Annotated in this window: 17 protein-coding genes; 14 read left to right on the forward strand and 3 right to left on the reverse strand. The window is 68.6% G+C overall.

What is annotated here, in order from left to right:
- From AC07VL_RS20210 to AC07VL_RS20275, 14 genes are all read left to right on the forward strand, one after another.
- On the forward strand, window positions 1–1,116 hold a 1,116-nt coding region (locus AC07VL_RS20210; RefSeq protein WP_494807417.1), incomplete at its 5' end, for a tetratricopeptide repeat protein.
- A gap of 7 nt (window positions 1,117–1,123) precedes the next feature.
- The gene (locus AC07VL_RS20215) at window positions 1,124–2,827 is read left to right on the forward strand and encodes a GspE/PulE family protein (RefSeq protein WP_494807418.1); all 1,704 of its coding nucleotides are present in this window, start codon (window positions 1,124–1,126) and stop codon (window positions 2,825–2,827) included.
- The gene (locus tag AC07VL_RS20220) at window positions 2,827–4,032 is read left to right on the forward strand and encodes a type II secretion system F family protein (protein WP_494807419.1); all 1,206 of its coding nucleotides are present in this window, start codon (window positions 2,827–2,829) and stop codon (window positions 4,030–4,032) included. Before AC07VL_RS20215 ends, AC07VL_RS20220 begins: the two co-directional genes overlap by 1 nt.
- 7 nt (window positions 4,033–4,039) lie before the next feature.
- Window positions 4,040–5,605, forward strand: coding sequence for a hypothetical protein (locus AC07VL_RS20225; RefSeq protein WP_494807420.1), 1,566 nt, complete (start codon window positions 4,040–4,042; stop codon window positions 5,603–5,605).
- A gap of 8 nt (window positions 5,606–5,613) precedes the next feature.
- Entirely contained in the window at window positions 5,614–6,285 is a 672-nt protein-coding gene (locus AC07VL_RS20230; protein ID WP_494807421.1) for a hypothetical protein, read from the forward strand.
- Window positions 6,282–6,698 (forward strand): hypothetical protein, encoded by a 417-nt coding sequence (locus tag AC07VL_RS20235; protein ID WP_494807422.1) that lies wholly within the window; start codon window positions 6,282–6,284, stop codon window positions 6,696–6,698. Before AC07VL_RS20230 ends, AC07VL_RS20235 begins: the two co-directional genes overlap by 4 nt.
- Window positions 6,695–7,423, forward strand: coding sequence for a hypothetical protein (locus AC07VL_RS20240; RefSeq protein WP_494807423.1), 729 nt, complete (start codon window positions 6,695–6,697; stop codon window positions 7,421–7,423). The genes AC07VL_RS20235 and AC07VL_RS20240 overlap by 4 nt, the downstream gene beginning before the upstream one ends.
- Window positions 7,420–8,136: a prepilin-type N-terminal cleavage/methylation domain-containing protein gene (locus AC07VL_RS20245; RefSeq protein WP_494807424.1), complete on the forward strand. Its 717-nt coding sequence runs from the start codon at window positions 7,420–7,422 to the stop codon at window positions 8,134–8,136. Before AC07VL_RS20240 ends, AC07VL_RS20245 begins: the two co-directional genes overlap by 4 nt.
- Complete coding sequence (locus tag AC07VL_RS20250; RefSeq protein WP_494807425.1) at window positions 8,136–8,909, forward strand: ABC transporter permease subunit; 774 nt, start codon at window positions 8,136–8,138, stop codon at window positions 8,907–8,909. The genes AC07VL_RS20245 and AC07VL_RS20250 overlap by 1 nt, the downstream gene beginning before the upstream one ends.
- Complete coding sequence (locus AC07VL_RS20255; RefSeq protein ID WP_494807426.1) at window positions 8,909–9,700, forward strand: hypothetical protein; 792 nt, start codon at window positions 8,909–8,911, stop codon at window positions 9,698–9,700. The genes AC07VL_RS20250 and AC07VL_RS20255 overlap by 1 nt, the downstream gene beginning before the upstream one ends.
- 51 nt (window positions 9,701–9,751) lie before the next feature.
- On the forward strand, window positions 9,752–10,324 hold the full coding sequence (locus AC07VL_RS20260) for a prepilin-type N-terminal cleavage/methylation domain-containing protein (protein ID WP_092799977.1): 573 nt from the start codon (window positions 9,752–9,754) through the stop codon (window positions 10,322–10,324).
- A 27-nt stretch (window positions 10,325–10,351) separates the two neighbouring features.
- Window positions 10,352–10,717, forward strand: a complete 366-nt coding sequence (locus tag AC07VL_RS20265) for a YgiW/YdeI family stress tolerance OB fold protein (protein WP_494807427.1) — start codon at window positions 10,352–10,354, stop codon at window positions 10,715–10,717.
- 266 nt (window positions 10,718–10,983) lie between these two features.
- Window positions 10,984–15,492, forward strand: coding sequence for a PAS domain-containing protein (locus tag AC07VL_RS20270; protein WP_494807428.1), 4,509 nt, complete (start codon window positions 10,984–10,986; stop codon window positions 15,490–15,492).
- A complete protein-coding gene (locus AC07VL_RS20275; protein ID WP_494807429.1) occupies window positions 15,489–16,412 on the forward strand; it encodes a diguanylate cyclase domain-containing protein in 924 nt (307 codons plus the stop codon). Before AC07VL_RS20270 ends, AC07VL_RS20275 begins: the two co-directional genes overlap by 4 nt.
- A 10-nt stretch (window positions 16,413–16,422) precedes the next feature.
- On the opposite strand, the gene AC07VL_RS20280 is transcribed toward AC07VL_RS20275, so the two are convergent.
- The 3 genes from AC07VL_RS20280 to AC07VL_RS20290 are packed head-to-tail and all read right to left on the reverse strand — an operon-like array spanning window position 16,423 to window position 18,510.
- Window positions 16,423–16,878: a MaoC family dehydratase gene (locus AC07VL_RS20280; protein ID WP_494807430.1), complete on the reverse strand. Its 456-nt coding sequence runs from the start codon at window positions 16,876–16,878 to the stop codon at window positions 16,423–16,425.
- The gene (locus AC07VL_RS20285; protein WP_494807431.1) at window positions 16,871–17,368 is read right to left on the reverse strand and encodes a MaoC family dehydratase; all 498 of its coding nucleotides are present in this window, start codon (window positions 17,366–17,368) and stop codon (window positions 16,871–16,873) included. The genes AC07VL_RS20280 and AC07VL_RS20285 overlap by 8 nt, the downstream gene beginning before the upstream one ends.
- Window positions 17,365–18,510: an acyl-CoA dehydrogenase family protein gene (locus AC07VL_RS20290; protein WP_494807432.1), complete on the reverse strand. Its 1,146-nt coding sequence runs from the start codon at window positions 18,508–18,510 to the stop codon at window positions 17,365–17,367. Before AC07VL_RS20290 ends, AC07VL_RS20285 begins: the two co-directional genes overlap by 4 nt.
- Window positions 18,511–18,519: the final 9 nt, after the last annotated feature.

An 18,519-nucleotide genomic window follows, 5' to 3' on the forward strand; every position in this document is an offset into this window, starting at 1 on the left:
GAGCCGCCGCCCGCCCGGCCCCGCGCCAGCCGCAGCAGCACGCCGCCGAAAGGCCCTTCCGGCCCCATCAGCGTCGATCCCGCCACCGTGCGCCTGGCCGTGCTGCTGGCCATCCTGCTGCTGGTGGCGGGTTCGATGGCGTGGTGGTATTGGCGCGCCAGCACCAGCCCCGGCGCGGGCGCCAACCTGCCCGGCGTGCCCATGCCGCTGACGGACGCGCCCGGCACGGCCGGCAGCGCCGGTCCCGTCCTCGTCCTGGCGGCACCGGGCGCGGCGCCACCGGCCGAACCGCTGCCGCCAGCCTTGCCGCCCGAGGCGCCCTCCGCACCGCGCCAGCAGGCGGCCGCGGCGGAACAGCAGGCGATGATACAGGCGGCGGCGCAAGCGGCCGTGGCTGCCCAGCTGGCGCAGTTGCCGCCGCCGGCGCCGCCCAGCCTGCCGCCGGTGATGGCGCCTGACAATAGCCAGATCCAGGTGCAGCGCAGCGCGCCCGCGCCGCAGATCGCGCCCGGCGTGCAGCAAGCCTACCAGGCCCTGAACGGCGGCCAGCTGGGCACGGCGCGCCAGCAGTATGAAGCCGTGCTGCAGCAGGACCCCGTCAACCGCGACGCCCTGCTGGGCCTGGCGGCCGTGGCCCAGCGCGAGCAGCAGGGCGCGCAGGCGGCGGCGCTGTACGTGCGCTTGCTCGAGATCAACCCGGACGATGGCGAAGCGCTGGCCGGCCTGATCGGCCTGCGCCAGGGCGACGTGGTGCAGAGCGAAGCGAAATTGAAAGCCATCCTGGCCCGGTCGCCCGACAGCGGCCCCGTATTGTTCGCCCTGGGCAATGTGTACGCCAAGCAGCGCCGCTGGAACGAGGCGCAGCAGCAATTCTTCCGCGCCTACAGCGCCGTGCCCGGCAATCCCGACTATGCCTTCAACCTGGCCGTGGGCCTGGACCGGCTGAACCAGCCGAAACTGGCCGCCACCTATTACCAGCGCGCGCTGGCCCTGGCGCAGACGGCGCCGGCCGCTTTTGACCGCGCCGTGGTGCAGGCGCGCCTGCGCGAACTGGGCATGCCGGCGGCGGCGCCGGCCGGCAGCGACCCGGCCATCATCATTACCCGTCAGGAATAAGCACGACATGGCAGAACAGGCAAAACTTCCCCTTGGCAAGCTGCTGATCCAGAAAGGCGTGATCAGCGAAGACCAGCTGCGCATCGCCCTCATCGAGCAAAAGCGCAGCAGCGAGCCGCTGGGCAAACTGCTCATCACTTTGGGCTTCGTCACGGAAGCGACGGTGCGCGAGGCGCTCAGCGAAAACCTGAAACAGGTCAGCGCAGACCTGTCGAGCCTGGTGGTCGACGCCATCGCCCTGAAACTCATCCCGAAGGACGTGGCCAAGCGCTACCGCGTCTTTCCCATCGTCTACGAGCGGCAGGCGGACAACCTGATCCTCGCCATGGCCGACACCAGCAATATCGTTGCGCTCGATCAAATCAGCGCCATGCTGGTCAAGGGCATCACGATTTCCACCGTGCTGGTCAATGAATCGGACATTTCGCGCGCCATCGACCAGTACTATGGCTTCGAACTGTCGATCGACGGCATCCTGCACGAGATCGAGACGGGCGAGGTCAGCTACCAGAGCATGGCTTCGCCGTCGGACGAATACAGCCAGCCCATGGTGCGCCTGATCGACGCGCTGCTGGCCGACGCCGTGCAGCATGGCGCCTCGGACCTGCATTTCGAGCCGGAACAGTCCTTCCTGCGCATCCGCTACCGCATCGACGGCATCCTGCGGCAGATTCGCAGCCTGCACAAATCGTACTGGCCGGCCATGGCCGTGCGCCTGAAGGTGATGTCGGGCATGAATATCGCCGAGGCGCGCGCGCCCCAGGATGGCCGCATCAGCATCAAGTTTTCCGGCCGGCAAATTGATTTCCGCGCCTCGGCGCAGCCCACCACGCATGGCGAAAACTTCGTGCTGCGCGTGCTGGACCGCCAGAAAGGCATCGTGCCGCTGGACGCGCTGGGCCTGGCCGAGACGGAACTGAATCTGCTGAAACTGATGATCGCCCGCCCCGATGGCGTCATCCTCGTGACGGGCCCGACGGGCAGCGGCAAGACCACCACCCTGTATTCGATACTCAACCATATCAATACGGAAAGCGTCAACATCATGACCCTGGAAGACCCGGTCGAGTATCCCATGAACATGATACGCCAGACCTCCGTCAACGAGTCCGTCAAGCTGGGCTTTGCCGACGGCATCCGCTCGATGATGCGGCAAGACCCGGACATCATTTTAGTCGGCGAGATCCGCGACCGCGAAACGGCGGAAATGGCCTTTGCCGCCGCCATGACGGGCCACCAGGTGTATTCCACCCTGCATACGAGCTCGGCCATCGGTTCCGTCTCGCGCCTGCTCGACATCGGCATCCTGCCCGACATCATGGCCGGCAACATCATCGGCATCGTGGCGCAGCGCCTCGTGCGCCGGCTGTGTCCGCATTGCAAGGAAACGGTGATCGCCGACGACGTCGAGCGCCGCCTGCTGGGCCTGGCGACGCAAGACGCTCCCGTCAGCCTGTGCCGCGCCGTCGGCTGCGAGCGCTGCGCGCACCAGGGCTACAAGGGCCGCCTGGCCATCATGGAAATCCTCAAGATGACGGCCGAGCTGGACGAACTGACGGCGCGCCGCGCCAGTTTGCGCGAGCTCAGGGCCGCCGCGCGCGCGGCCGGCTTCAAGCCCCTCGTCGACGACGGCATGCGCCGCGTGAAGGAAGGCGTGACGACGCTGGAAGAAGTGGCGCGCGTGGTCGACCTGACGGACAGGCTGGCCTGATGGCGCAATATGTCTACCGCGCCATGGATGCCGCCGGGGCGATGATTCCCGGCAGCATGGAGGCGGCCAATGTGCCGGACCTGGAGGCGCGCCTGCACCGCATGCAGCTGGACCTGATCGACTGCCGCATCACGGGGCAATACCTGGTGCTGCTGGGCAAGCGCGTCATCCACCGCCGCGACCTGATCAATTTCTGCTTCCACATGGAGCAATTGACGGGCGCGGGCGTGCCCATCCTGGAAGGCTTGAACGACTTGCGCGAAAGCACGGACCACCCGCGCCTGCGCGAAGTCGTCACGGACCTGATCGAAAGCATCGAGGGTGGCCTGCCCCTGTCGGGCGCGCTGGCCCAGCATGGCGACATCTTCGACGCCACGTTTACCAGCCTGATACTGGCGGGGGAACAGAGCGGCAAGATCGCCGAAGTCTTCAAGAACCTGTCGGAAAGCCTGAAATGGCAGGACGAGCTGGCCTCGCAGACGCGCAAGATCGTCATGTACCCCATCGTCGTGGCCATCGTCGTGGCCGCCGTCACGTTTTTCCTGATGATCTACCTCGTGCCCCAGCTGACGGCCTTCATCCGCAACATGGGCGGCGAACTGCCGCTGCACACGCGCGTGCTGATCTTCGTGTCGAATATCTTCATTGCCTACTGGTATCTGCTGCTGGCCCTGCCCGTGCTGCTGTTTTTCGGCCTGCGCGCGTGGGTACGCCGCAGCAGCCGCGCCCGCTACGCCTGGGACGGATTGAAGCTGCGCCTGTGGCTGCTCGGCCCCGTCCTGCACAAGATCATCCTGGCCCGCTTCGCCACCTTCTTTGCCCTCATGTATGCTTCCGGCATCAGCATCCTCGAGTGCATCCGCCTGTCCGAGGGCATCGCCGGCAACCAGGTGGTGGCCGCCGGCCTGCGCCGCGCCGCCCAGCTGATCAGCGAGGGCCACGGCGTCACGGCCGCCTTCCAGCACACGGGCATCTTCCCGCCGCTGGTGATCCGCATGCTGAAGGTGGGCGAAGCGACGGGCTCGCTGGACACGGCCTTGCGCAATGTCAGCTACTTTTACAACCGCGAAGTGAAGGAATTGATCGAAAAAGTGCAGGCCATGATAGAGCCGGCCATGACGGTGATCCTGGGCCTGCTGCTGGGCTGGATCATGCTCTCGGTGCTCGGTCCCATCTACGACACCATCAGTACCATGAAGACCTGAGGCCACCGTGTTCCGCAAACAATTGCTCTATCTCACCAGCGACGCCCTGTGCGCCTACGACTGGCACCACGGCGCGCTGGGCCCGGGCCACGTCTTTCCCGCCAGCGCGGCGGGGCTGGACGGCTTCGCCGCGTGGCTGGAAGACCCGCAGGCGCAGCGGCTGGACGTGCCCGCCTACCTGCTGACGGACCTCATCGAAGAAGACTTCCAGCACCAGCTCGTGCCCCACGTGCGCGGCAAGGCGGGCCGCGCCCTGCTGGAGCGGCGCCGCCAGCAGCTGCACCGCGACACGCCCTACCGGGGCAGCGCCCTGCTGGGCCGCGAAAGCACGGGCCGCCACGATGACCAGGTGCTGTTCTTCGCGCTGACCAACCCTTCGCTGCTGCAGCCGTGGACGGAAGCGCTGGAGCACTTGCGCGTGCCCGTGGCCGGCATCTATTCGACCAGCCTGATGAGCATTGCGCTGGTGAAAAAGCTGGCCCTCGCGCACGAACACCTGCTGCTCGTGACGCAGCAGTCGGGCGGCTTGCGGCAAAGCTACTACGAGAAGGGCCAGCTGCGCTTTTCGCGCCAGACGGTGGCCATCGCGCTCGACGGCGTGGCCGTGAATATCGCGCTGGAAACGGAAAAGACGCGGCAATTTCTCACCAGCACGCGCATGCTGGCGCGCGGCGAAGTGCTCAATACCGTGATCCTCGCCTCCGCCGCGCAGATCGCCAAACTGGAATTGCTGTGCGACAACGACCTGGAAGTGGCTTACCACTTCATCGACCTGCAGGCCGCCGGCGAGCGCGTGGGCCTGCGGCAGACGCCGGCGCTGGCCGACGAATTGCTGCTGACCTTGCTCGGCAAGCATCCGCCGCCCAGCCATTACCCGCCCGGCCCGCTGGCCCGCTACTACCACTTCCAGCGCGCGCGCAAGGCGCTGTACGGCGCCAGCGCCCTGATCGGCGCCTCCGCGGCCCTGTGGTGCGTGATTAACTTGCTGGGTGGCATCAACGATGGCGCCGCCACCGCGCGGCTGCGGCAGGAAACGGCTTCCTACGAGGAACGCTACCGCAGCGTCATGGCCGGCCTGCCGCCGGCGCCGGCCAAGACGCAGAACATGAAAGTGGCCGTGACCCTGGGGCACATGATCGCCACGCAGGCGCCCGCGCCCGGTCCCCTGCTGGCCATGCTGAGCGCCGCGCTGGACCAGGCGCCGCAAGTCCAGCTGGGCCAGCTGCACTGGAATGCGGGGCCGGCACCCGCGCGCACGGCCGACGGCCAGCCGGCGGCGGCGCAGGCGGGCGCCAGTGCGCCGCCGGCCAGCAGCCTGGCCGGCATTCCCGTCGCGCCGCCGCAGGCGCTGCGCCTGGAAGCGGACGTGGCCATGCCGAACAATGACTACCGCGCCGCGCTGGGCGCCATCACGGCCTTCGCGCAGACCCTGGCGCGCCAGCCAGGCATGCAGGTGGCCATCGAGGAAACGCCGCTGGACCTGCGTTCCAGCGTGGCCCTGTCCGGCAAGAGCGCCGCGCCGGCGCCGGACAGCCAGGCCCGCTTCACCCTCCTGCTCGTGTGGCAGCCATGAGCGGCCCCGTGAAACAGCCGCCCCTGCCCGGCATGAAGAAAGCCGCCGCGCCCGCGCGCGCCCTGCCTGCCTGGCTGGGCGAATTGCCGCTGATACGCCGCGCCCTGCTGTGCTTTGCCCTGACCCTGCTGGCCAGCGTGGTGCTGCTGAGCCTGAGCGCCGCCTACCGCCAGCGCGAGGCGCAGCAGCTCGACTTCATGCGCCATGCGCGCGCGGCGGCGGCCAGCCTGTTCAACCACGTGGAAGGGGAAAAGCAGGAAATTCGCGCCTACGAACCGCAATTTCTCGCCCTGCGCCAGCGCGGCCTGATCGGCGAGGAAAACCGCCTGGCCTGGATCGACGCCATCCGCCGCAGCCAGGAACAGCGCAAACTGTTGCCCATCGGCTATGACATCGGCGCGCAGCAGGTGCTGCCCGTGCCCACGCCCATGGTCATGGGGCAGTACCGGCTGCGCGGCAGCCGCATGCAGCTGCGCCTGGACTTGCTGCATGAGCTAGATTTGCTGAACCTGCTCGACGACTTGCGCCAGGCCGGCTATTTCGCCGTGCAGGATTGCACGCTCAAGCGCAATGGCGCGGCCGGCGCGCCGGCAGGCGCCCCCCCCTCCCTCAGCGCCGATTGCACGCTGTTGTGGCTGACCCTGGGCAGCGTGGCCGTGCCCGCGCAGGGGCAGCCATGAAGCGCGCCTTCCTCCTGGGCGCGCTGCTGGCCGGCGCCGTCCCCGCCGCGTTGGCCCAGGTGCCGCAACTGGGGCGGCTGTTCTCCACGCCGGAGCAGCGCGCCCAGCTCGATGCGCAGCGCTACGGGCCGCCGCCGTCCAGTCCCGCCCTGGCCCCGCCTGCGCCGCCCCCGCCGCCGCCTCCGCCCGCCCCGCCGGTGGAATTGAATGGCCTCGTGCAGCGCAGCAGCGGGCGCTCCACCGTCTGGCTGAACGGCACGCCCCAGCAGGAACCGTACAACCAGCTCGGCCAGGGCCAGGGCGGCACCCTGAGCCTGCGCCTGTCCAGTGGACAATTGATCCTGCTCAAGCCGGGCCAGCGCTACGACCCGGCCAGCGGCAGCGTCACCGAAGCGCCGCAGGGGCAGCCATGAGTGTCCCTCAAGCGCATGCCCGCCGGCGCCAGCGCGGCGCGGCCCTGCTCCTGCTGGTGGCCGTGCTGGGCCTGGGCGCGGCCAGCCTGCTGATCGGCGCCTTCGGCCGCAACACGGGCGAGGCCGCGCGCCAGCAGCGCACCCTGGCCACCCTGGCGCAGGCGCGCGACGCCCTGCTGGGCTTTGCGGCGACCAATGGCCGCCTGCCCCGCCCGGCCGCCTCCGCCCTTGACGGCCGCGAACGCCCCGCCGACTGCGCCAGCGATGCCGATTGCAGCGGCTTCCTGCCGTGGGTGGCGCTGGGCGTGGCGGGCGCCGACGCCTGGGGCAAGCTGCTGCGCTACAGCGTCACGCCGGAAATGGCGCGCGCCCCCGTCAACTCGTTTTCCGCCGTCGCCAACCGCGTCGTGCTCAAGCGCGACGGGCGCGGCGAATTCGCCTACGTGGCGGGCCAGGAGCAGTGCGACGTCAGCGCCCAGTGCCTGCCCGTGGTGCTGTTCTCGCAAGGCAGGGAGGGCTATGGCACGGCCGCCAGCGGCGTGCCGCAACGCAATACGGCGCGCGGCAATGCCGATGAGGCGGACAACGACCGCGCCAGCCGCCGCTTCATCAGCCGCCCCGCCGCCCACGATGGCGCGCCCGGCGGCGCCTTCGACGACATGCTGACCTGGATCACCTTGCCTGCCCTGTACCAACGCATGCGCGCCGCGCGCAACCTGCCATGAGCCGCCGCCCCCTCGCTTGCCGCCGGCAGCGCGGCTTTTCCCTCATCGAAATCGCCATCGTGCTGGTCATCGTCGGCCTGATGATAGGCGGCCTCGTCACGCCGCTGACGGTGCAGCTGGAGCAGCGCAAGGTGGCAGAGACGCAGCAGGCGCTGGACGAGGCCAAGGAAGCGCTGACGGGCTACGCGCTGCGCTACGGCTACCTGCCCTGCCCCGCCATCTCGCCCATGAATGGCCTGGAAGACCGGCGCGGCGCCCGCTGCAACGGCGACAAGCGCGTCGGCTTCCTGCCCTGGGCCACCCTGGGGCTGCGCCAGGCCGACAGCTGGAACAACCTGTTCCGCTACAGCGTCACGCCCGCCTTCAGCGACAGCGAACAGCCGTTCGGCCTGGGCACGCCGCGCGACATCAGCATCGTCACGCGCAATGGCGGCGCGCTGCTGCAGGCGACGGCGCTGAACGACATCCCCGCCATGATCATGTCGCACGGCAAGAACGGCTACGGCGCCACCAGCGTGCAGGGCCAGCGCCAGGCTGTGCCCATCGGCAACAATATCGACGAGCGCAGCAATGCATCGGGCGCGGCCATCTTCATCAGCCGCCCCGCCAGCGGCGCGCAGCAGCCCGGCGGCGAGTTCGACGATATCGTCGTCTGGCTGTCGCCCAACATCCTCTTCAACCGCATGGTGGCGGCGCAAAGGCTGCCCCGCTGATGCCGATGCTCCGTCCCGCCCTCACCATCGCCCGCTACACGCTGCTCGAAGCGCTGCGCAGCCGGCTGCCGTGGCTGTTCGTGCTGGCCGCCTGCGGCGCGGCCGGCCTGGCCGGCTTCCTGCAGCAGCTGGCACTGACGGAAAGCGGCGCCGTGCAGGCGGCGCTGCTGGCCGCCACCCTGCGCCTGGCCAGCGTCTTTTTGCTGTCCACCTTCGTCGTCACCAGCATGGCGCGCGAAGGGGCGGACAAGGGCCTGGAACTGCTGCTGGCACTGCCCATGCCGCGCGCCGCCTACCTGCTGGGCAAGCTGCTGGGCCATGGCGCGCTGGCGGCCGTGCCGGCCGTGCTGTTCGGCCTGCTGATGGCGCTGTTCGCCCCGCCCGGGCAAAGCGCCCTGTGGGGCGCTTCCCTGCTGGGGGAATTGTGGATCGTCGCCGCCTTCAGCCTGCTGTGCGCGGCCAGCCTGCAGCAGCCGCTGCCGGCCATGGCCGCCGCCGGCGGCTTCTACGTGCTGGCGCGCATGGTGGGCAGCCTGCAATTGCTGGCGCACGGTGCGCAGGCTGGCCATGCGTGGCCGCAGCAGGCCATGGCCGGCGCCATCGACGTGCTGGCCCTGCTGCTGCCCCGCCTCGACGACTTCACCCGCACGGAGTGGCTGCTGTACGCCACCGGCGACTGGCACGCCCTGGGCCGCGTGGCGGCGCAAACTTGCATCTACGTCGCCCTGCTGGCCGCTGGCGCCCTGTGCGACTTTTACCGGCGCAACATCTGATGGCCGCCTCCCTGCGCCCCTGGTCCAGCGTGCCGCGCCCCGCGTGCTGGCTGCTGGCGGCCAGCCTGCTGCTGCAGCTGGGCTGGCGCCTGGCGCAGCAGCAATCGCCCCCGCAGGCGCGTCCGCTGCCCGCCGCGCCTGCGGCGCCCGTGGCGCGCCTGGCCAGCCTGGGCGAACCGCTGGCCATGTCCAAGGCGATGCTGCTGTACCTGCAGGCGTTCGAGGACCAGCCCGGCGTCAGCCTGCCGTGGCGGGAGCTCGACTATGAGCGCCTGGCCGGCTGGCTGGAAACGGCGCAGACGCTCGACCCGCGCAGCCGCTACGCGCTGGTGGCCGCCAGCGAGGTGTACGCGGGCGTGGCCGACCCCGTGCGCGTGCGGCGCATGCTCGATTTTGTCGCCGCCAGCTTCGCGGCCGACCCGGCGCGCCGCTGGCCCGCCATGGCGCAGGCGGCGCTGGTGGCCAAGCACCAGCTGCACGACCTGCCCCTGGCCCTGTCGTATGCGCGCGCGCTGCGCCGGCTGGCGACGGGGCCGCAGGTGCCGTCCTGGGTGCGCGAAATGGAAGCGTTCATCCTGGAAGACATGGACCAGCTCGACAGCGCCCGCCTGGTGATCGGCGGCCTGATCCAGAGTGGCCAGGTGAGCGACCCGCACGAGCTGGCCTTCCTCGCGCGCCGACTCGACGAACTGGCCGACCAAATTGCCGCAAAGAAAGCAAAATGCGCGCACGGAAACAGCGCCCCCTGCACGCCCGGAATCGCCATTCCCGCCCAAGGCCATTTGCAGTAAACTTGCCCCTGACCCGCCCCCGCAGGCCCACGCTTTTGAGAAGGAATTCCCATGCCCCCACGCCGCCAGCAAGGCTTTACGCTCGTTGAAATCGCCATCGTCCTGGTCATCATCGGCCTGCTGCTGGGCGGCGTGCTGAAGGGACAGGGCCTGATCGACAGCGCCAAGGTGAAGAACATCATCCAGCAGTCCAATTCCCTGACGGCCGCCGTCAACGCCTACCAGGACAAGTTCCGCGCCCTGCCCGGCGACGATATCCAGGGCACCGTGCACGTGCCCAATTCGGCCGGCAACGGCAATGGCGACGGCCAGATCGGCGACGGCCAGCCGCGCGAATTCACGCTGGCGCCGCAGCACCTGGCGCTGGGCGGCTTCATTACGGGCTCCTTCAACGGCACCTCGCAATTCATGACCAGCGCCCAGGGCGGCGCCGTCTACCTGTACAACGATGAAGTGGGCGGACGGGCCGGCAACGGCATCCGCTTCGACAACCTGCCTGAAGGCTACGCGGAGCAGATCGACAGCAAACTCGACGATGGCGTGGCCAGCACGGGCAGCGTCCGCGCGAACATGCCATATGGCAATACCGGTGCTATCATTCCCCGCACCGCCGTGTTTTTCTGACAAGGCTGTCACTATGGAAGGAATGCCATGACACTGCACCGTAAATTCATCATCTCCGTGGCCGCCGCCTGCGCCGTGCTGGCCGGCAGCGCACAAGCCCAGTACGTGGGGCCGTCCGTCGGTCCCGACGCGCCCAAGACGGTCGCCGCCGTCCTGAAAAATCCCGTCGACGACCAGGCCGTCGTGCTGCGCGGCTATCTGCTGCGCAAGGTGGGCAAGGAGAAATACACCTTTTCCGATGGCACGGCGGAAATCCGCGTGGACATCGACGACAAGGTCTTCATGAACCGCAAGATCGACGCCAGGACGCAGGTGGAAATCCGCGGCGAAGTGGAAAAGGATTTCATGGAAAGCCCGGAGATCGATGTCGACGTGCTGACCGTGGTGCCGTAAGCAGCCCCGCCCGTCCGCCGCCCGCCGCCACGGCGGGTTGATAGTAGAGCCCGCCTGCCATCCGCGCAGCGCGGCGCCCCTGTGTGTGCCATGCGCAACCTTTTTTTCATGCCAGAAACTAGGCTTGTCAAAAGAATCAAATTCGTCTAGCATCTTTTCATTCAACGTCAGCCAGCGCCAGCGTGAGCCTGCCTGTCGACTCATCCATTCTGGGAGCCTTCCGGGTGCAAGATTTGCCTTCGATACGCTCAAGAATTTCATGGCTGGTGCTCGCCTGGGTCATTCCGACGGCACTCGTCTTCATCCTGCTGGTGGCGCAAAGCTACACGCGCGAGCGCGATCACGTCGTCAGCGAGACGGCGCAGGCGGCGCGCGCCGTGGCCGCGGCCGTCGAGCGCGACCTGAACGGCGCACAGCTGGCCGCGCGCGTCCTCGCCGCCTCGCCCGCCCTGCGCGACGGCGACGTCGCCGCCCTGCGCGCGCTGGCCGGCGACCTGCTGCAGCCGGGTGTCGCCGTCAGCGCCTTCATCGTCTCCGATGCGATGGGCCGCCAGCTGATCAATACCTCCCTGCCCGCCGCCCAGGTGCCGCCGCCGCTGCCGCAAAAATGGGCGGCCAGCATGCAGCGCGCGCGCGCGCAGGGCAAGCCGCGCCTGACCAGCCTGTTCGGCGCGCCGGGCGAGCCGCCGCAGCTGGCCCTGAACCTGCCGCTGCCGCGCCAGCGCGACGCCGCGGGCGGCGCCTGGGTACTCACGGCCCTGTACCCGGCCGACTACCTGCCCGTGCTGATGCGCGAGCTGAACATGCCCGCCTACCTGGGCGCGGCCATCATCAATGCGGACGGCATCAACGTGGCGCGCACCCTGGCGCCGCAGCGCTACGTGGGACAGCGCAGCGCGGCGCCCCTGCTGGAGCAGATGCGCCAGGCGCGCGAAGGCGTGCTGCGCCATGCCACGCTGGAAGGCCTCGACGTCTACACGGGCTTTCACCGCGCCCGCGACGATGCGTGGACGGTGGCCGTCACCATGCGCACCAGCACCGTGGCCGGCGCCCTGCTGCGCTCCGTGGTGACGGGCTCCGTCATCCTGGCCCTGCTGCTGGGCGCCGCCTACGTGCTGGCCTGGCGCGTGGGCGGGCGCCTGGCGCAGACCCTGCAGCAGCTGACGCAGCAGATCCAGGCCCTGGCGCAGGGCAAGCCCTTGATATCGGGCAAACACACGGACCGCGAATCGGCCGACATGGCGCGTGCCCTGGACGGGCTGGAGCGCGACCTGCGGCGCCACCGCACGCAGCTCGAAAGCCTGGTGGCCGAACGCACGCTGGCCCTGGAAAAATCCACGCGCCTGTTGGAAACCGTGTACGCGACGGCGCCCATCGGCATGCTGTTCGTCGACCGCGAGCTGCACATCGTCATGATCAACCAGTACCTGGCCGCCATCAACGCGGCCAGCGTGGAGCAGCATATCGGGCGTCCCGTGGGCGCCATGCTGTTCGACGACGCCGTGCGCGTGGAGGTGGAGCGCTGCCTGCGCCAGGTGCTCGAAACGGGCCTGCCCATCGTCGACATCGAACTCAAGGGCACCAGCGGCCGGCAGCGCGAGCAGGCCAGCCACTGGATCGTCTCCTGCCACCCGATCTTCGGCCAGGAACAGCAGCTGCTGGGCGTATCGGGCCTGTGGCTGGACATTAGCGAGCGCAAGCGCGCGGAAGCGGAATTTCGCCGCTCCAAGCACCTGTTCGGCACCATCATCGAAAACATCCCCGCCATGGTCTTCGTCAAGCGCGCCGACAAGCTGAGCTTTGAAATGGTCAACCGCCACGCGGAACTGACCCTGGGCCGCTCGCGCGAGCAGCTGCTGGGCAAGACGGACAGCGATTTCTTCCCGCCGCAGCAGGCGGCCGCCTTCACCAGCGCCGACCGCAGGCTGCTGGCCACGGGGCAGATGGTGGAGATCGAGCAGGAGCCGATCAACACGGCCGACGGCACCACGCGCCATTTCACCACGCGCAAGGTGGTCCTGCGCGACGACGCGGGGCGGGCCAGCCACGTGCTGGGCGTGTCGATCGACGTCACGGAACGGCGGCGCGCCACGGAAGTGCTGCACGCCACCACCTGGCGCCTGGAGCAGAGCGAGCGCTTCATCCGCACCGTCACCGACAACCTGCCCGGCATGGTGTCGTACTGGGGCCACGACCTGCGTTGCCGTTTCGCCAACAAATTCTATAACGAGTGGTTCGGCCGCAGCAGCGCCGAGCTGGCCGGCATCCACATGAGCGAACTGCTGGGCCAGGAACTGTTCGACGTCTACCTGCCCCACGTGGAAGGCGTGCTGGCGGGCCGGCCGCAAAGCTTCGAGCGCGACTTGCTCGATCCCGCCGGCCAGGTGCGCCACACGTGGACCAACTACATCCCCGACTTCGACGACGACGGCGGCGTGCGGGGCTTCTTCGTGCTGGCCTCGGACGTGTCCGAACTCAAGCGCACGGAACTGCGACTGCACGAGCTGAACGAGCAGATGGTGCGCGCGCGCGACAAGGCCGAGGCGGCCAGCATCGCGAAGAGCGAATTCGTCGCCAACATGAGCCATGAAATCCGCACGCCGATGAATGCCATCATCGGCCTGGCGCGCCTGCTGGAAGAGTCGCCGCTGGAGCGGCGCGAGCGCAGCTATGTCGGCAAGATCCAGATGGCCACGCAGTCGCTGCTCAACATCGTCAACGACGTGCTCGATTTTTCCAAGATCGAGGCGGGCCAGATGGTGCTGGAACAGCGCCGCTTCTCGCTCGAGCGCATGCTGGGCAGCATAGGCGTCTTGCTGGCCAGCAATGCCTGGGCGCGCGGCGTGGAGCCCGTCTTCGTGCTCGACCCGGGCGTGCCGGCCGAACTCGTGGGCGACGCCCTGCGCCTGGAGCAGGTGCTCATCAACCTGGTGGGCAATGCCGTCAAGTTCACCACCGAAGGCGAGGTGGTGCTGGCCATCCGCATGGACGCGGCCGATGCAAGCGGCGTGACGCTGGCGTTTTCCGTGCGCGACACGGGCATCGGCATCGGCGCGGCGGAACAGCAGCACATCTTCGACGCGTTTTCCCAGGGCGACAGCAGCACCAGCCGCAAGTACGGCGGCACGGGCCTGGGCCTGGCCATCTGCCGGCGCATGGTCGAATTGATGGGCGGCAACATCAGCGTGACGAGCACGCTGGGCGAGGGTTCCGATTTCCGCTTCCGCTGCCGCTTCGAGCGCGTCGCGGAAGCGGGCGTGGCGCCGGCCGCCGCGCCGGCCAGGGCGGCGCCGAAGGCCCTGTCGCTGCTGATCATCGACGACAACGCCAGCGTGCGCGCCATGCTGGAAGACTGGTGCGCGGCGCAGGGCTGGCACAGCCGCAGCGCCGGCAGCGGCGCGGCCGGCCTGGCCCTGCTGCGCAGCCACGCCGACGGCGCCGACGGCATGCCGGCGGCGGACATCGTGCTGCTCGACGCGGCCATGCCGGGCATGGATGGCATTTCCATGCTGACGCAGGCGCGCGCCGGCGAGCATGCGCCCCTGCCGCCCGTGATCATGCTGGTGGCCGACCAGGACAGCGAAAACCTGGAACGCCTGGCCGACAGCCTGATGCTGGCCGGCATCGTCGCCAAGCCGGCCACGCCGGCGCGCCTGCTCGCTGCCGTGTCGGCCGTGCGCGACGGACGCAACGGGCGCAACGCGCCGCCCGCACTGCCCGTCTCCACGCCCCTGTCTGGCTTGCTGGCAGGCATGCGCGTGCTGCTCGTGGAAGACAATGAAATCAACCAGGAAGTGGCGCAGTACATCCTGCTGCACTCGGGCGCGCGCGTGGCCGTGGCCGCCAACGGCCGGCTGGCCGTCGACTTGCTGGCGCGCACGCCGCACGCCTGGGACGTGGTGCTGATGGACCTGCAGATGCCCGTCATGAACGGCTATGACGCCACCCTGGCCATCCGCGCGCTGGGCCTGCCGGACTTGCCCATCGTCGCCATGACGGCCAATGCCATGGACGACGACCGCCTGCGCGCCATCGCCAGCGGCATGAATGCGCACGTGGCCAAGCCCATCGACGTCGACGACATGATCCAGACCCTGACGCGGCTGGTGCCGCAGCCGCGCGACGGGGCCGGCGGCGCGCCGTCCGGCGAGCCGGCCGCGGATACGCTGGAAGTGCCGGCCACGGTGCCCGGCATCGACCTGGAAGCGGCCCTGCACCGCTTCGGCGGCGACTATGGCGCCTTCCTGGCCCTGCTCAAGCGCTTTGAGAATTCGCAAGGCGACGCCGTCGAGGAAACGCGGCGCCTGCTGGCCGAAGGGCGGCGGCAGCAGGCGGCGCAGCTGCTGCACCGCGTGTGCGGCGTGGCGGCCAACCTGGGCGCCGCCCGCATCGCCAGCCTGGCCGCCGGGACGGAAAAGACGCTGAAAACGGGGCCGTCGCACGCCACGGCCGCCTTGCTGGACCAGCTGGAACAGGCCATGGCCGAAGTCATCGAGGCGGCGCGCACCCTGCCCTCGCCCCTGCGGCGCAGCGATGCGCCATCGCAGGCATCCGCCGCGCACGCCATCGACCTGCAGGCGGGCCTGGCCGACCTGCTCGTCCTGATCCGTCACAATAACCTGAAGGCGCTGGCCCGATTCCACGCCCTGCACCCCGCCATCCAACAGTCAGACCGGGAAGCCGCCCTGGCGATGGCAAACGCGATCGAGACGCTGAATTTTTCCGAAGCGGAAAGACTCGTGCTCGATCAGCTGAAACGAGAGGAAAACAAGTGAGCTGGACCAACCTTGCCATGAATGGGCGCATCCTCATCGTCGATGACGCCATGGAAAACATCCAGATCCTGCACCAGCTGCTGCGCGAAGAGCACGAGGTGCTGTTCGCCCTGAGCGGTGTCAAGGCGCTGGAAATTGCGCAAAATCAACTGCCGGACCTGATCCTGCTCGATGCCGTCATGCCCGGCATGGATGGCTACGCCGTCTGCAAGGCGCTGCGCGCATCGGCCATCCTCAGCGCCATCCCCGTCATCTTCGTCACGGCCCTGAACCAGCCCGAGGACGAGACGCGGGCGCTGGAAGCGGGCGCCGTCGACTTCATCACCAAGCCCTTCAATGCCGCCGTCGTGCGCGCCCGCGTGCGCAGCCAGCTGACCATCAAGCGGCAGGCCGACGCCATGCGCGAACTGTCGCTGACGGACTCGCTGACGGGCGTGGCCAACCGGCGCAGCTTCAACGACACGATGGAAAGCGAGTGGCGCCGCTGCGCCCGCGATGGCGTGCCCATGGCCATCATCATGGCCGACATCGACCATTTCAAGGATTACAACGATACCTATGGCCACCAGGCGGGCGACCTGTGCCTGCAGCAGGTGAGCGCCGCCATGCGCCGCTGCGCCGTGCGCCCGCCGGACCTGCTGGCGCGCTATGGCGGCGAGGAATTCATCGTGCTGCTGCCGCAGGAGACGCGCGCCGGCGCCGAAGTGGTGGCCCAGCGCATCCTCGATGAAGTGCGCGCCCTGCACATCCCGCACGCCAGTTCCAGCGTCGGCCCCCAAGTCACCGTCAGCCTGGGCATGGCCAGCGTCATGCCCACGGAAGGCATGGATTCCAGCGCCCTGATCCGCGCCGCCGACGCCCTGCTGTACCGTGCCAAGCATACGGGACGGGACAGGTATTGCGCGTCGGGGGAGGAATGAGCGTGCTTGTTTACGGATAGCAGCGCATCAGGAACTCCGCCACGCACACGGGTTTCGCATCGCCTTCCCGCTCCATGGTGACGGCCCAGTTCACTTGCGCCCCTTCCGGCAGGTCGTCGACGGAGAGGATGTCGAGCCGCGCGCGCAAACGGCTGCCCACGGGCACGGGCGCGGGAAAACGCACTTTATTGAGGCCATAATTGATGGCCATGCGGATGCCGGCCATGTGCAAGGCGCCCTGCAACATGGCGGGCAGCAAGGACAGGGTCAGGAAACCGTGCGCCACGGTGCAGCCGTAGGGCGACTCGCGCGCGCAGCGCTCCGCGTCCACGTGGATCCACTGGTGGTCGTCCGTGGCGTCGGCAAAGGTGTCGATGCGCTGCTGGGTGATGGTGAGCCAGTCGGAAACGGCCACGTGCTGTCCCGACAGGGCCTGGAAGCCGGCGATGCCGGCGATATCACGCACGGGCCTGCTCCTCTCGTGCCACGGGGCGGCGGCCGAACATGCCCATGCCCTCGACGGTCGTCACCACCTCGCCATGCTGGTTGCGCACGCTCCATACGGAAATGACGATGCCGCGGTCCGGCTTGCTGCTCGACGGCCGCACTTCCTTGACCTGGTAGGTCAGGTGCAGGGTGTCGCCCGCGCGCACGGGCTGGATCCAGCGGATGCTGTCCAGGCCGGGCGAACCCATGCTGGACGAATGCCTGAGCAGGTTGTCCACCACCAGGCGCATCATCATGCCGCAGGTATGCCAGCCGCTGGCGATGACGCCCTTGAAGATGGTTTTTTCGGCGGCGTCATGGTCGACGTGGAAGGGCTGCGGGTCGAAATCCGTGGCGAAATCGATGATTTCCTGTTCCGTCACGTGGCGCTGGCCGAGGTCGATTTCCAGGCCCTGCGTAAAATCTTCGAAATACCAGTGCTTGGGTTTGATTTGCGTCAATGCGGTCATGCGGTCTCCGTCGGCAAGAAGCCCGGCTGGGCGATAAAGCGCTCGATATGGTGTTCCACGTCGCCCAGGGTCAGGGCGATCATGCTCAAACGCTTGAAATGGTGGGCGGCAGGCAATTCGTCCGTCACGCCCATGCCGCCATGCAATTGCACGGCTTGCTGGCCGACAAAAGTGGCGGCCAGTCCCACCCGCGCCTTGGCGGCGGACACGGTACGGCGGCGCTCCGCCGCGTCCTCGCTGTCGGCCTTGGCGGCGGCCAGCATGGCCATCGAGCGGGCTTGCTCCAGGTGGATGAACATGTCGGCCATGCGGTGCTGCAAGGCCTGGAACTTGCCGATGGGTGCGCCGAACTGCTGGCGCGTTTTTAAGTAGTCGAGCGTGGCGGCAAAGATGGCGTCCATGGCGCCCACGGCTTCCGCGCACAGCAGGGCGGCGCCATAGTCGAGCGCCGCGTCCAGCACGGGCCAGCCCTGCCCCTTTTGTCCGACCAGCGCGTCATGCCCCAGCACCACTTGCACGAGGGTCACGGTGGCGGCGCGCTGGCCATCGATGGTGCGGTAGTCGCGCACGGCAACGCCCGGTGCATCGACGGGCACGAGGAAGAGCGAGATGCCGTCCGTCTCATCCTGGCTGCCGCTGCTGCGCGCCGAGACGATCAGGGCGCCTGCCTGCGCGCCGTGGATGACGACGGTTTTCTCGCCATCGAGCACGAAGCCGTCGCCGCTGGCGATGGCCGTGGTGGCGATGTCGTGCATGTCATGGCGAGCCTGGCGCTCGCCCAGCGCGCAAGCCAGCTTCAGGCTGCCGCTGGCGACCTGTTCCAGCACGGCGTCGTGGCCGCCCGCCAGGGTCAAAAAGCGCGCCCCCAGCACGGTGGCGAAATACGGTTCGACCACCAGGCCACGGCCCAGTTCCTGCATCACCAGCAGCATGTCCACGGCCGTGCCGTCGAAGCCGCCCGCGGCGGCCGGCAGCGGCAAGGCCGTCATGCCCAGCTCGGCCAAGGTGGCCCAGGCGGCATCGGACGTGCCCGTGGCGGAATGGATGATGGTTTGCCGCGTTTCAAACGGGTAATCCTTGTCGACCCAGCGCCTGAGCGCGTCGGCAAATTGCTGCTGTTCCTGATTGAATTGGAAGTCCATGTCGTCTCC

The organism is Janthinobacterium sp. GW821-FHT03C08 (assembly GCF_059420905.1).

What these genes read in the sequence shown, in the direction of transcription:
- AC07VL_RS20220 (WP_494807419.1), top strand. Translation starts at nt 2,827, where the DNA reads ATGGCGCAATATGTCTACCGCGCCATGGATGCCGCCGGGGCGATGATT.
- AC07VL_RS20285 (WP_494807431.1), bottom strand. Translation starts at nt 17,368, where the DNA reads ATGACCGCATTGACGCAAATCAAACCCAAGCACTGGTATTTCGAAGAT.
- AC07VL_RS20255 (WP_494807426.1), top strand. Translation starts at nt 8,909, where the DNA reads ATGGCCGCCTCCCTGCGCCCCTGGTCCAGCGTGCCGCGCCCCGCGTGC.
- AC07VL_RS20260 (WP_092799977.1), top strand. Translation starts at nt 9,752, where the DNA reads ATGCCCCCACGCCGCCAGCAAGGCTTTACGCTCGTTGAAATCGCCATC.
- AC07VL_RS20240 (WP_494807423.1), top strand. Translation starts at nt 6,695, where the DNA reads ATGAGTGTCCCTCAAGCGCATGCCCGCCGGCGCCAGCGCGGCGCGGCC.
- AC07VL_RS20215 (WP_494807418.1), top strand. Translation starts at nt 1,124, where the DNA reads ATGGCAGAACAGGCAAAACTTCCCCTTGGCAAGCTGCTGATCCAGAAA.
- AC07VL_RS20245 (WP_494807424.1), top strand. Translation starts at nt 7,420, where the DNA reads ATGAGCCGCCGCCCCCTCGCTTGCCGCCGGCAGCGCGGCTTTTCCCTC.
- AC07VL_RS20290 (WP_494807432.1), bottom strand. Translation starts at nt 18,510, where the DNA reads ATGGACTTCCAATTCAATCAGGAACAGCAGCAATTTGCCGACGCGCTC.
- AC07VL_RS20265 (WP_494807427.1), top strand. Translation starts at nt 10,352, where the DNA reads ATGACACTGCACCGTAAATTCATCATCTCCGTGGCCGCCGCCTGCGCC.
- AC07VL_RS20250 (WP_494807425.1), top strand. Translation starts at nt 8,136, where the DNA reads ATGCCGATGCTCCGTCCCGCCCTCACCATCGCCCGCTACACGCTGCTC.
- AC07VL_RS20235 (WP_494807422.1), top strand. Translation starts at nt 6,282, where the DNA reads ATGAAGCGCGCCTTCCTCCTGGGCGCGCTGCTGGCCGGCGCCGTCCCC.